Origin of the sequence: Virgibacillus sp. LDC1 (genome assembly GCF_025792345.1) — a bacterium.
In the GTDB taxonomy this organism is placed as follows: domain Bacteria; phylum Bacillota; class Bacilli; order Paenibacillales; family Paenibacillaceae; genus Paenibacillus_AQ; species Paenibacillus_AQ lautus.
Genome location: NZ_JAOXLZ010000001.1, coordinates 3,045,201 through 3,058,528 on the forward strand (window position 1 = coordinate 3,045,201; position 13,328 = coordinate 3,058,528).

The 13,328-nt window shown below is 48.5% G+C and carries 15 protein-coding genes; 2 read left to right on the forward strand and 13 right to left on the reverse strand.

Annotated features, from left to right (window positions below; translation table 11 throughout):
* Positions 1-426: 426 nt before the first annotated feature.
* Positions 427-1,464, forward strand: a complete 1,038-nt coding sequence (locus OHJ21_RS13520) for a LacI family DNA-binding transcriptional regulator (protein ID WP_326114090.1) — start codon at positions 427-429, stop codon at positions 1,462-1,464.
* A gap of 136 nt (positions 1,465-1,600) precedes the next feature.
* Here the strand turns inward: OHJ21_RS13520 and ylqF are convergent, their stop codons facing one another.
* From ylqF to wecB, 13 genes are all read right to left on the reverse strand, one after another.
* Complete coding sequence (gene ylqF, locus OHJ21_RS13525; RefSeq protein WP_486020261.1) at positions 1,601-2,467, reverse strand: ribosome biogenesis GTPase YlqF; 867 nt, start codon at positions 2,465-2,467, stop codon at positions 1,601-1,603.
* Between the two features lie 54 nt (positions 2,468-2,521).
* Positions 2,522-3,136: a signal peptidase I gene (gene lepB, locus OHJ21_RS13530; RefSeq protein WP_486020262.1), complete on the reverse strand. Its 615-nt coding sequence runs from the start codon at positions 3,134-3,136 to the stop codon at positions 2,522-2,524.
* Between the two features lie 102 nt (positions 3,137-3,238).
* Positions 3,239-3,583 carry a 50S ribosomal protein L19 gene (gene rplS, locus OHJ21_RS13535; protein WP_015736355.1) on the reverse strand — a complete coding sequence of 115 codons (345 nt, stop codon included), beginning with the start codon at positions 3,581-3,583 and terminating at the stop codon, positions 3,239-3,241.
* Positions 3,584-3,823: 240 nt separating this feature from the next.
* Positions 3,824-3,967: a hypothetical protein gene (locus OHJ21_RS13540; protein ID WP_164817561.1), complete on the reverse strand. Its 144-nt coding sequence runs from the start codon at positions 3,965-3,967 to the stop codon at positions 3,824-3,826.
* A gap of 110 nt (positions 3,968-4,077) precedes the next feature.
* Positions 4,078-5,874 (reverse strand): collagen-like repeat preface domain-containing protein, encoded by a 1,797-nt coding sequence (locus OHJ21_RS13545; protein WP_486020263.1) that lies wholly within the window; start codon positions 5,872-5,874, stop codon positions 4,078-4,080.
* 186 nt (positions 5,875-6,060) lie between these two features.
* The gene (trmD, locus tag OHJ21_RS13550) at positions 6,061-6,876 is read right to left on the reverse strand and encodes a tRNA (guanosine(37)-N1)-methyltransferase TrmD (RefSeq protein ID WP_486020264.1); all 816 of its coding nucleotides are present in this window, start codon (positions 6,874-6,876) and stop codon (positions 6,061-6,063) included.
* A gap of 3 nt (positions 6,877-6,879) precedes the next feature.
* Positions 6,880-7,401, reverse strand: a complete 522-nt coding sequence (rimM, locus tag OHJ21_RS13555; RefSeq protein ID WP_127594326.1) for a ribosome maturation factor RimM — start codon at positions 7,399-7,401, stop codon at positions 6,880-6,882.
* A 111-nt stretch (positions 7,402-7,512) separates the two neighbouring features.
* Entirely contained in the window at positions 7,513-7,743 is a 231-nt protein-coding gene (locus OHJ21_RS13560) for a KH domain-containing protein (RefSeq protein ID WP_006211360.1), read from the reverse strand.
* A gap of 21 nt (positions 7,744-7,764) precedes the next feature.
* The gene (gene rpsP / locus OHJ21_RS13565) at positions 7,765-8,037 is read right to left on the reverse strand and encodes a 30S ribosomal protein S16 (RefSeq protein ID WP_006211361.1); all 273 of its coding nucleotides are present in this window, start codon (positions 8,035-8,037) and stop codon (positions 7,765-7,767) included.
* Between the two features lie 48 nt (positions 8,038-8,085).
* Complete coding sequence (ffh, locus tag OHJ21_RS13570; protein ID WP_076325017.1) at positions 8,086-9,468, reverse strand: signal recognition particle protein; 1,383 nt, start codon at positions 9,466-9,468, stop codon at positions 8,086-8,088.
* Positions 9,469-9,489: 21 nt separating this feature from the next.
* The gene (locus OHJ21_RS13575) at positions 9,490-9,846 is read right to left on the reverse strand and encodes a putative DNA-binding protein (RefSeq protein WP_100538166.1); all 357 of its coding nucleotides are present in this window, start codon (positions 9,844-9,846) and stop codon (positions 9,490-9,492) included.
* Between the two features lie 138 nt (positions 9,847-9,984).
* Complete coding sequence (trhA, locus tag OHJ21_RS13580; protein WP_100538167.1) at positions 9,985-10,632, reverse strand: PAQR family membrane homeostasis protein TrhA; 648 nt, start codon at positions 10,630-10,632, stop codon at positions 9,985-9,987.
* A 261-nt stretch (positions 10,633-10,893) separates the two neighbouring features.
* A complete protein-coding gene (wecB, locus tag OHJ21_RS13585) occupies positions 10,894-12,012 on the reverse strand; it encodes a non-hydrolyzing UDP-N-acetylglucosamine 2-epimerase (RefSeq protein WP_207797479.1) in 1,119 nt (372 codons plus the stop codon).
* Between the two features lie 206 nt (positions 12,013-12,218).
* Between wecB and OHJ21_RS13590 the strand changes: the two genes are divergently transcribed.
* Positions 12,219-13,247: a glycosyltransferase gene (locus OHJ21_RS13590; RefSeq protein WP_100538168.1), complete on the forward strand. Its 1,029-nt coding sequence runs from the start codon at positions 12,219-12,221 to the stop codon at positions 13,245-13,247.
* Positions 13,248-13,328 lie beyond the last annotated feature (81 nt).

A 13,328-nucleotide genomic window follows, 5' to 3' on the forward strand; every position in this document is an offset into this window, starting at 1 on the left:
TTACAGAAAAGGCTTTCATTTTTCACTTATGTTGAATGTCGCTTTTACAATTTATCAAATGATGTAACATCAGTCAATAGTTTTTGTAAAAATTAAATTGTGCAATTGACAACAATATTTGTTCATTTATTTCACCTTCCTATCATGAAAATGAGCAGCATAAGCCGTTTTCTTTGCAAAGTTGCGGAGAATCGTTCGTTATTTCCTTGTTTGGTGATGTTTTATCCCCTGTAAATGAATATTGAAGAGAAACACAACAAAGCCCGTTATGTTTAAATGTTAACTGAATTATGCATTTGTAAAGTTGAGGTTGCTATTTTAGCTAATCTATTATACATTTGATTTAAGATATTCAGAGGTCATTAGCGACTGGAAGAAACTGCGGACCTTAGTATGAACTTGATCATTTGAGGAGAAATCAGATACATGTCGAAAGAAAAAGTCACAATTCAAGATATTGCCGATGCACTGGGGATTTCCAGAAATACGGCCTCCAAGGCGTTGAACGGGAGCGAAAGTATTCCGGACGAGACGCGCAGCAAGGTTATCCGAAAAGCGATTGAACTGAAATACAAACAATTTGCTTTCATGGAGACGGACAATCTGCTGACCAAAAACCCGGGAAATATCGCTCTTCTGACGGCAAATCTTCCGAGCACCTCCCATTTTGGCTCGCGGTTAATCAGCGGGCTTGAGAAACGAATCAGCGCGGAGGGCTATAATCTGTCCATTCATATTGTCCGGGATATCGATCGAAGCTCTCGGACGCTGCCTAACAATTTTGAATCATCCAAGGTCGATGGAATTATATGTATTGAGTTATTTGATATGGAATACACCAAGTTGCTCACAAGCCTTGGGCTTCCTACCGTATTTATCGATTGTGCGGCAGATATGTTCTACCCGGATCTGCAGGCGGATTTACTTCTGATGGAGAATGAACACAGCACCTGTCATATGACCAAGCAGCTCATTGCGCAGGGCAACACGAGCTTGGGATTTATCGGTGATATCCGTCATTGTAAGAGCTTCAATGAACGCTGGGCGGGATTTAATCGGGCTCTGACCGAGAAGGGGATACGGCTGGATTTGGAACAATGTGTTCTGAACCCGGACCGGGAATTTTTCTCTGAGTCCGATTGGATGGACAAACGACTGGGGCAAATGAAACAGATGCCGTCTGCCTTTGTATGCGCCAATGATTTTATTGCGGTCAATGTGATGAAATCGTTAAAAAATAAAAACATCTCCATTCCCGGTGACATTGCGGTGTGCGGCTTCGATAATGCACCTGAATCGCGTATTGTTGAACCTCACTTATCAACTGTACATATATATAGCGATGAAATGGGAATTGCTGCGGCTAACATGCTGTTATCCCGGGTGAAAGAACCGAAGTTACCCTATCAAGTCACGCATATCCAAACGAAGCCGATCTTCAGAGCATCTACCGAGTTACATTAGATGGCATAGAATGAGTGCAGTCTAATCTCCTCTTCCTGTTCTGATCCAGAAAAAATAACCATTCCGCCGTTATCCGGCAGAATGGTTATTTTGGGTTTAATCTGAGTAGAAGGGATCTCTCGTTCACCCTATTGAATCAATAAGGCGATTCCATGGAATAACGCCCAAGCTTGCCTGCGCGAAGCTCACGCAGGAAAATGCCCGAGGCTTTTTCCAGATCGACTCTTCCTCCGCTGACGATGCAGCCTCGTTTTCTTCCGACGGCTTCCATTACCGCAACAATTTCATCCGGGTTATCCAGATCTGTTGGGCGCTCCTTCAGATCAAAGCGATCGCTCATCGATTCCCAATAATAGTTGGAGAAATATTTGATCGCAAAAAAGGCAATGTCCTCTACGTTCAAAATTTCCTCTTTGATGGCGCCGGTTACCGCAAGGCGGTACCCTACATTCTGATCCTCGAACTTTGGCCACAGGATACCGGGTGTATCCAGCAATTCCATCTCACCGCCGGCAACCTTAATCCACTGCTGCCCTTTCGTGACACCCGGTCGGTCTCCCGTCTCCGCGATGTTACGGCCGGCAAGCCGGTTAATCAGCGTGGATTTGCCTACATTCGGTATGCCTACAATCAACACACGCATCGCTCGCGGGTTCATGCCCTTGGCTATTTGTTTGTCGATCTTCTCTTTCAGCAGCAACTTAATCTGGTTCGGAATATCCTTAACACCTGTCCCGGTTGAAGCATCTACAGGAAAGGCGGTTAGGCCGTTTTCCTTGAAATGGGCTTGCCACTGCCTTGTAACCTCAGGATCTGCCAAATCGGCTTTGTTCATAATAATGAGCCGCGGCTTGCCCTGCAAAATCTCGTCAATCATCGGATTTCGGCTTGAGAGCGGAAGCCTCGCATCGATCAGTTCAATTACTGCATCGATCAGCTTCAGCTTCTCCTGAATTTGGCGGCGCGCTTTGGTCATATGTCCTGGAAACCATTGTATTGTCAAACGTCGTCACCTCTACTTTGCTCTGCAAACTTTCATCGTTTCTATAGCGCCAGGCTAATGGTTGATGAGCCCTATGTCTTTAATCGGCCAGAAGATCAAGTCTGCTCGCCCGATAATATCCCCCAAAGGAACATATCCTATCATACGGCTATCCGTGCTGTTGGAGCGGTTATCACCCATCACAAACACATGCCCCTCTGGCACAACGCCATTCTGAACGAACGAGTTCGGAAAATCTGTGTTATTGTATAACCTGTTTTCAGCATGGGCTTGATCAATCGCTTCCTGTATGTAGGTTTCATTCACAGGCTCCCCGTTGACAAGCACTTTATCGCCTTCAACTTTAACCGTATCACCAGCAACTGCGATTACGCGTTTAATGAAATCCCTGCCCTCATCAGGTACATGGAACACGATAACTTCTCCACGTTCGGGTTTGCGGATATCATATAAAATCTCGTTGACGATCAGCTTCTGATTGGATACAAAGTTAGGTTCCATGGATGGGCCCTGCACAATAAACGGTTTAAAGAGAAGCCAGCGAATGAGAACGACGAGAACCAGAGCAATGAGAAGAGCCTTCAGCCATTCTACAAGCTCGTTCTTAGCCTTTTTGGCCGGTTTCCCCACGTTGGTTTCAATTGCCTCCTGGTGTTGATCTTTCTCCATAACCCACCGTCCTTCCCTATAGATCGCTTTCGCATTATAGCGATTTTTGGATATACAAAAGGGGCTTGTATATACGCACAAGCCCCTTTTACCGCCTTGTAATTAACGACGAATTTCTTTAATTCTCGCTGCTTTACCGCGCAGTTCACGAAGATAATAAAGCTTCGCACGACGCACTTTACCACGGCGAGCCACTTCGATTTTATCGATTTTAGGCGAGTTGATTGGGAAAGTTCTTTCCACACCAACACCGTAAGAAATTTTACGAACGGTAAAAGTCTCACTGATTCCGCCACCGCGACGTTTAATTACTACACCTTCAAACAACTGGATACGCTCACGAGTTCCCTCGATAACCTTAACGTGTACTTTTAAAGTATCACCAGGACGAAAGCTCGGAATATCTTTACGAAGTTGTTCTTGAGTAATCGCTTGAACGATATTCATCTATGACTCCCTCCTCTCACACAGGTGTTCTTGCATCTTCCGGAAACTCTATGTATTTCCTTCATTATCCGCAGCGGACCACCGTATTCACAACAAAAGAAATAATAACATATTTTGCAGTTCGAATCAAGTATTTTATCTTTACACCCTTATGTATAAACCGGATTTTGTACCGAGCTCTCGTCCATAAAAAAACCACTTCCAGCATGAAGAATCCTGCCGAAAGCGGTTAGCCTCAACTTAATTTACGGTTTCTTTCGAGTCGTGCATGCCCTTATGACGCTTGCCATAGTATTCAAGGATGTCGTCTACCGTTTGAAATTGGGCTTCTGTATTTTTTGTTTCTTCAATTTTCGCTTCATGTTGTTGTCGATGTTCTGTCATAACAAGATGCCTCCAGTCTCTCTAGTGATTCTCCAGTTACATATTACCCACCAATGCAGGAGTTGTATCAACATGATTAAAAAAATGACACTGAAGTATACAATACTGGACTATGAGCCAATTCTAAAGATAGAAATCCTTGCGCCGGTTTGCAGAGCAGTAATCGATTTGGTTGTTGGCGATAAATTATAGAGCCCAACGGTATTACCTGCACTTAAATTGATCACGGCAGATCCTGAAACTTCGGCGTTGGTTGAATTCGAGTTCATGTTCGCCGTATTAGTCGTATTACCGTTAACAACGATTCCGAAAGCATTCGGCGCAGTCGAACCAGTTTCGAGCGAAATCTGCCAATCAAAGTAGTAGAAACCAGCTGTCACAATGGTCAGGGTCGTGTTACCGTTAAAGGTTACACCTTGAAGCGTGCTTGTTGAAAAAGTAACCGGCGAGTTGGTGGCCACTTTCTGTGCCGTCCCATTACTGGCATAAATCACACTTCCACCCACAAGGACAGGGCCCGTCGGAACGGTTGGTCCGGCAGGGCCTGAGGCTCCAGCTAATCCGGTTACGACCATCGGGCCTGTTGGTCCAGTTGAACCGGTTGGACCTATGGCTCTTGCTGCCCCAGTAGCTCCTGTGGCTCCGGTTACAGCTATTTCTCCGGTCACTCTTGTCAGACCTATAACACCTGTTGACCCGGTCCTGCCTGTCGATCCTGTGCCTCCTGCTGCTCCTGTAGCTGCCGCAGCCCCTGTCTCCGCAGTTACATCTGTGGCGGCCCCTACTTCTCCTGTTCCCTCAGTCGGGCTCGTTGCGCCTGTTCCACCTGCTTCTTCTGTAGTTCCCGCAACTCCCGTTCGCCTAGTTACACCTGTAGCCCCTGTGGCTCCTAGAACGCCTGTCACCCCGGTTACACCTCTGACCCCTGCTTCTCCTGTAGCCCCGGCAGCCATAGCTCCAGGCGGACCTACTGGCCCGGTTTTTCCTGTAGCTCCAGTTACGCTTGTCGCCCCTGCAGCTCTGATTCCGGCGGCTCCCGTTGCCACGGTCTCGCCTATTGCCTCCGTCGCACCTGTTTCCCCAGTTGGTCCGGTCGCTCCGCTAATCCCACCCGGCACTCCCGGTGCTCCCTCAGGACTTGTTGGTCCTGCAACCTCCCTTGCACCCTTAGGGCCGGTTGCTCCCGGCAAACCGCCCAATCCGGTCGGACCTGTAGTCCCTGCTGCACCTGTCACTCCTATTGATCCTGTCGCAGTCGACGCTCCATTCGACAGTAATGCATTCATTCCATCCGCTGCTTGCAGCCTTTCCAGCTGTTGTTCTGAACTCACTGATCTGGAAGCCTGCTCATTAATGCCTTGGAACACTTCAGCAAGCCGCTGACGCGATCCAACCCCTGGCTTCGTAGTCGCGTCCATGATATATAAAGGTATATTATCCATAAGGTTGATTGGTGGAGCGGCTTCCATACTCTGAATCGACTCTATGCAGGAGTGGATTTCATGCTGTGAGGCGGCGATGTCCGGACCGATCTCGCTGCCGACTCCAATTCGTTCTCCATACGATTGAATCAACGTCAAAACTTCGTTCAATCTTGTTAAAATCTCTTCCAGATTATCCGCATTGGAAATCCTTGCAATTTGTTGTACGACCAGCCTAAGGCCCCGTCGTTCCCGCAGCGAGAACCTCATGCCCGAGACCAGATCGTTAAGGCTCTGCAATTGTATTTTGATTAGCGTGAAATTCTCATTAACTGGCTGTTCCACAAATGCGCGTAACCGTGATGTTAATTGACGGATCAATGTAACGAATCGAGTGGCTTGGTTCTTTCCGACACGGATTCGCCCGGGTGTAAGTCCCTGAATTACAGCCTTGCTGTCCCTACGTTTCCTTCTTTCTTGCCTCAATCGATTTCACCCCTTACGATCTCATGCATCCGCAAACGCCTATTTATCACACTATTCAATTCATACGATTTTTGTTCTCGGGTGCCAAGCAAGAAACGTGCATATTACTACATACGCGCACATGATAGAAAAAAAACGAACAGACCTGTGCTTACAGATCTGTTCGTTAGTATTGAACAATAAAACTTATGAGGATCCCGTTTCTCGCTGAAGCTTGTTTAAATACGCCTGATCCTGTTTGGACAATTCCAGCTTGTCTAACAACTCCGGGCGACGCTCCCATGTCCGCTTAAGCGCTTGTTCCCGACGCCACACGTCAATATTCGAATGATGACCGCTGAGCAAAATATCCGGCACTTTCCAGCCGCGAAATTCAGCCGGACGTGTATAGTGCGGATATTCCAGCAGGCCTGTACTAAATGAATCCGTCACCGCTGAGGTTTCATTGCCAAGCACACCCGGCAGCAATCGGACCACAGAGTCGATGACAACCATCGCCGGCAGCTCTCCGCCGGTAAGCACGTAATCCCCGACGGATAACTCATCGGTAACAAGAAACTCGCGAATGCGTTCATCATAACCCTCGTAATGCCCGCATATAAACACCAGATGGTCTTCCTGAGACAACTCTTCCGCCTTTTTCTGCGTAAAGGTCTCTCCTTGCGGACACATCAGAATGACACGCGGAGGCTTGGCTGTTCCGGCGATATCCGCTGAAATCTCACCGGAAGGATTAGCCCCATCCTCATGATTCGAAATCGCATCCGTATCAGAAGCTAGGATATCCTCCACCGCAGCAAAAATCGGGTCCGGCTTTAACACCATTCCCCCTCCGCCGCCATAAGGAGTATCATCGACCTGACCATGCTTGTTCCCGGCATATTGGCGAAAGTTGATAGCATTCAAGTTCACAATTTGTTTTTCGGCCGCTTTCCCCAAAATACTCGAATGAAACACACCATCAAACATCTCGGGGAAGAGCGTCAGTACATCAATCCGCATGAACTATAACAACCCTTCCATGAGATGCACGCGGACAAGCTTCGATTCCTTGTCTACATCAAGTACGACATCCGGTATGGCCGGAAGGAGAATTTCTTTTCCCTGAGGCGTTTTGACAACCCATACATCGTTAGCGCCTGGCGTCAAAATTTCGGAGATCGTGCCGAGCTCCTCGGCCGGGTCTTCATCGGTCATCACCTTGCAGCCAATGATCTCATGGAAATAGTACTCGTTCTCCGGAAGCTCCTCCTGAAGATCCGCTGGAATCTTCAACAGCGAGCCCTTATATTTTTCGGCATCATTAATGCCATGCAGCTCCTTGAATTTAAGGATATACATGTTTTTATGAAAACGGGATGTATCCACCGTTACTTCTACCTTGCTCCCTTTGTCCGGGACAATATACAACTGGCTCTTTGGAGCAAATCGCTGATCGGCAAAATCCGTATGCGGCATGACTTTAACTTCCCCGCGGATGCCGTGCGTATTCACGATTTTCCCTACGGTAAACAACTTTTCAGACATGGTCTTCCTCCTGCATCACTTAATGAACGTTCTCGCTGGTATGACCGGCTGATTTCTTCAGCATGTACGAAAAAGGGCTAGGACATGCATCCTAACCCCCTTTCGTATATTTTAAGAAATGATATCAACGGTCACCCGTTTATCCATTTTAACCGCCGCCGATGTTACGACTGTACGCAATGATTTGGCGATACGCCCTTGTTTGCCTATGACCTTCCCGACATCGTCAGGATGCACGTACAGCTCATATACAATCAAGTGCTCCTTCTCAACGGTCTTCACAGTCACATCTTCTGGATGATCCACTAAAGCCTTAGCAATAACGCGAACTAATTCTTCCATAGATAACCCTCGCGATCAGTCTTATTTCTGATGCTTCAGCTCATGAAATTTCTTCATTACGCCCGCTTTGCTAAGCAAGTTGCGAACCGTGTCAGATGCTTGCGCACCATTTTGAAGCCAGTTCAGTGCTTTCTCTTCATCGATTTTAACTTCAGCCGGTTGAGCAACCGGATTGTAATAACCGATTTCCTCGATAAAACGGCCGTCACGTGGGGAACGGGAATCAGAAACCACCACGCGGTAGAAAGGAGCCTTGTGAGCACCCATGCGTTTCAGACGAATACGTACTGCCATTTGAAAATTCACCTCCTTCAAAAAATGTCCTTTCGATATATCCGAGACTTAACGGAATGGAAACTTCATGCCTTTTCCGCCAGTCAAGCCTTTCAGCTGTTTCATCGCTTTGTTCTTGCCGCCTTTAGGACCCATCATATCCGAGAACTGTTTCATCACGCGGCGCATTTCGTCAAACTGCTTGATGAGCCGGTTCACTTCAGCCAGCGAGGTTCCGCTGCCTGCCGCAATCCGTTTACGGCGGTTGTGATTGATAATGTCAGGCTGCTGCTTCTCCGCCGTTGTCATGGAGTGGACGATAGCCTCGATGCGTCCCATCTGCTTCTCGTCAACCTTGAGATCCTTGGCTTGCTTCATCTTGCCCATGCCGGGAATCATATCCATCAGCTGGTCCAGAGGACCGAGCTTCTTGACCTGGTCCATCTGCTCCAGGAAATCCTCGAACGTAAATTCGGCATTACGCATTTTACGTTCCATTTCCTTGGCCTTGTCCGCATCAATGTTCGATTGTGCTTTCTCGATAAGTGACAGCATATCGCCCATTCCGAGAATCCGCGATGCCATCCGTTCCGGATGGAACGGCTCCAGCGCATCAATCTTCTCGCCAAGCGCCGCGAATTTGATCGGACATCCGGTAACCGCCTTAACCGAGAGGGCGGCACCGCCTCGGGTATCCCCGTCCAGCTTCGTGAGCACGACACCCGTCAGCGTCAATTGCTGGTTGAAGCTTTCCGCGACGTTCACCGCATCCTGACCCGTCATTGCGTCAACGACAAGCAGAACTTCGTCAGGATTTACGACGCTGTGAATCTGCTTCAATTCTTCCATCAGCTCTTCATCGACATGAAGACGGCCGGCGGTATCGATAATGACATAATCGTGACCATTATCTTTGGCATGCTGGAGGCCTTGCTTCGCGATTTCGACCGGGCTTGTCTTGTCTCCTAAAGAGAACACCGGCACGTTGATCTGATCACCGAGTACTTCGAGCTGCTTGATCGCAGCAGGACGATAGATATCGCCGGCAACGAGCAGCGGTCGGCTGTTCTGCTTCTGAAGCAGCTTGGCCAGCTTGCCCGAAGTCGTTGTCTTACCGGCACCTTGCAAACCGGCCATCATAATGACCGTTGGCGGCTTATTGCTCTTCGCCAGTTTGGCTTGGCTTCCTCCCATCAACTCCGTCAGCTCTTTATTCACGATGTCAATGATCACCATGCCGGGCGTAAAGCTGTCCATCACTTCCTTGCCGATGGCCTTCTCTTTTACTTTGGATACGAAATCCTTAACCACTTTGAAGTTAACGTCGGCTTCTAGAAGCGCGAGTCGAACTTCACGCATGGCGGCTGTTACATCTTCTTCGGACACCTTGCCTTTACCACGAAGCTTGCTGAACACATTCTGTAGTCTGCTGGTCAATCCTTCAAACGCCATATCCGCCACCTCCGTTCATACTTAATCCCATACTTTTAAACGTTCAACCATATCGGTTATTGCATGCTTATCATGTTCACCCAGGTCGCTACTCTCCACCATTTCCCGAAACTTATCCAGCTCCCGGATGCGCGTTTCATGCTTGCTCAGGAGCCCCAGCTTCTCTTCATAGGACTCGAGCACCTGTTCTGCGCGCTTAATATGTTCATAGACGGCCTGGCGACTAATCTCGAATTCACCAGCGATTTCTCCGAGGGAAAAATCGTCATGGAAATAATATTTCAAAAAGGTCTGCTGTTTCTCTGTCAGCAGCTGCTCATAGAAATCGAACAGCAAATTGATCCGGTTCGTCTTCTCGAGCCGATTCTCCTGACTCATTTAAGGGCACCCCCCTCGTCAAGGAAAAACACTTTACAGTTCGCTTAACGAACCTTATCATACAAAAAACAAAGAAGGATGTCAAGCCATTTCCCTTGTCATCCTTCTTCATGTGCAGGAAGCCTTCTTCCTACCCGTTCAACCGATCGGAAGAAGGTAAATCAATATCGCAAAAAAGTGGAGAATCGAACCTGCCAGCACAAACAAATGCCAGATGGCATGATGGTAAGGAAAGCCCCGCCATACATAGAATATGGTGCCCAGCGTATACAGCACGCCCCCGATGGCAAGCAAATTCATGCCTTGCGGCGCTACAACCGCCGTTAACGGATTCCAGGCAATGACGATCAGCCAGCCCATCGCAATGTAAAATATCGTGGAGAGGAACAAAAACTTCTTGACGAAGAATGCTTTAAATACGACGCCGAACAGCGCAATGCCCCATACGATCCCGAAAAGACTCCAGCCCAGCGATCCCCGGACGGCAACCAGCAGGAATGGCGTATACGTCCCTGCGATGAACAAGTAAATGGAGGAGTGGTCCATAAACTCAAAGAAATCCTTGGCTTTCCCGTCTCTCAAGCCGTGTACGAGCGTTGAGCTCAAATACAGCAGGAGCATCGTCGATCCGTAGATCGTGAAGCTCACCACATGCCAGGCTGTGCCTTTCAAACTTGAAAATACGATCAGGAGCACGAGTGCAGCAACGCTTAGTGCCGCTCCTATGCCATGCGTTATTGCATTCGCTATCTCTTCTCTGCGTGGATAAGTGTAAGTATTGGCCATAACAGGTATCCTTTCGCTTAAAATCTTATAGAGGTTGTTCAAAAAGTCCGCTTTTGATCACGAAGCGAATCAGGAAGCAGCTCGGCATCGAATCTTGAATTCAGCCGGGCCTTCCGGTGCTCAAGTACCCAAAACGTACGCTCCGCTCCTCAGTCCCTAGCTTCATCCAACCTTCTCGGTGCTGAAAACCTGACTTTTTGAACCCGACTTATACTTCATTATACGCCCTGCGGGCATGCAAAATCAAAGCCGCCCCCTAGATCAGCCCCCCTGCAATTGGAAAAATTGCTGGATGGCGCTGACGATTTGGCGGGACGCAGTGCCGTCGCCAAACGGATTATGGGCTTTTGCCATGCTGCGGTACGCTTCCTTATCCGTCAGCAGCTGCTCTATTCCTGCCTGAACCGCTTCACACTTCGTGCCGACGCACTTTAGGGTACCGGCCGTGACTCCTTCCGGGCGTTCGGTTTTATCCCTCAGTACCAATACCGGCTTCCCTAGTGACGGCGCTTCCTCCTGTATGCCCCCGGAGTCCGTCAAGACCAGATAGGAACGCTGCATGATATGATGCAGATCTACCACATCGAGCGGTTCGGTCAAATGGATTCGCTCGTGCCCCTCAAGCTCTTGCGCGACCGTCTCCTGCAGCACAGGGTTTGGATGGACCGGATATATCACTTCAATGTCAGGGTGCTTTTGGATCACCCGCTTCACCGCCTCAAATACCCCTTTCATCGGTTCTCCCCAATTCTCCCTGCGATGCATGGTCATCAGTATTAATCGGCTATCTTTCCGTAACTTGCTCTGTATCGGATGCTCAAAAGGAGCCTGAAGCGTCCACTTCATCGCATCGATTCCCGTGTTTCCCGTTACATATACGTGAGCCGAACGGTTCTCGGCTTTGAGATTAGCTGCGGACAGCGCCGTCGGGGCAAAGTGCATATCAGCCACCCTGCCGATCCACTCGCGGTTCATTTCCTCTGGAAACGGCGCGTATTTATCATACGTCCGCAGCCCTGCTTCCACATGTCCCACCGGAATCTTCGCGTAATACGCTGCCAAAGCACCGATGAATGCTGTCGTTGTATCCCCGTGGACCAGCACAAGATCATATGTTCTCGCTTGGAATACCTTCTCCATCCCTTTTAGCAGTTCAGCGCTCAGACTGTATAAGGATTGCCCTTCCTTCATGATATTCAGATCCGTTTGCGTCTGAATTTCAAAAAAACGAAGCACCTGATCCAGCATCTCACGATGCTGTGCGGTTACGCATACGATTGGAGTTAATCCCGGGGCTGACTCCAATTCCTTGACCAAAGGTGCCATTTTGATCGCTTCCGGACGCGTTCCGAATATAACAAGAACATTTTTCTGTTTCACGAACCTTCACTCCCCCTCGTTTTATATGAAAAGATAGATCTGAAACCTCATATCTTAAGCATTATATGGCAAGTTGATAGATTCGTTCCGGTCAGTTGCATCCTTGTAGAAATCAACCATTTTTCGGCCTTTCGGCTCATTCGTCCAATTCTATGAAGCTAGCAATGCATATATTATCCCGAGTACAAAAGAAAGGAGGAAACCTCTTGGCTGTTATCATTTATCCGAGAACGATGAACTGGTCGTATATGAAACAGAGACCGCAGCAGCTTATGACTCAATTGGGGGCGCTTGGTCATCAGGTTTTCTTCGAAAACCTGGCACCGCTGGATAAGGAGTTCAAAGAAGTGGAACCGAATGTGTTCCTATTCACAGATACCAAAACATTTCTGCACAAAAAACTGCCTGCCCTTCGCAAAGAACATCCGATTGTCGTCTGGACGACGTGGTCTAAACTCCGGACGCGCATTTCCACTCTCTTTAAGCCCGACATTACGATTTACGACTGCTGCGATGAATTTCCGCATTGGGCTAAGTATGAACCCAAAATGATTGACGAGGCGGACCATGTTGTATGTACCGCAGAGGTGATTCACACCCGGTTATCCTTGGCGTATCCGGATAAACCGCTTACCTTGATCCCGAATGGCGCTGACTCTTCATTTTTTCATATTCCATTCAGTGAAAGACCCGCCGATCTCCCTCCGGGTCCTGTTGTTGCTTATATCGGTGCTTGGGCGTATTGGGTAGATCATGAACTGTTCGCCAAAGCGGCCATTCAATTTCCAAACGTCCAATTCGTTTCCATTGGAGCTCCTTATGGCAGCTCAGGCGATTATTCGAAGCTGCCCAATGTGCATATTCTCGGGGAAAAGCCGCACCAGGAGCTCAAGCGTTATCTCGCTCACATTGACGTTGCATTGATCCCCTTCCAATACCATCCGATTACGCTGGCAACCAATCCAGTCAAAGCATACGAGTATCTGGCTTCCGGTGTTCGCGTATTGTCAACGGCTCTGCCGGAATGCATTGCCATGGAGCCGCATGTTACCACGGCGACAACCCATGATGATTTCTTGGGCAAGCTGGCCTCCATGCTCCATCACCCGGATACAGCAGAGCATAAGCTGGCCCGCATTGCCTACGCCAGAGAGAATCGCTGGGTTGAACGCGGATTGAAAGCCGATCAAGTGATTCGACAGGTCATCCTGGACAAAGGCATGAACACCCTTTGAAACCCTATGCCATACTCCGTACGCAGCCATTCGGCTATAGAGCCAGCGATACGTTAGCCTATCGTGAACAAATCATTCAGG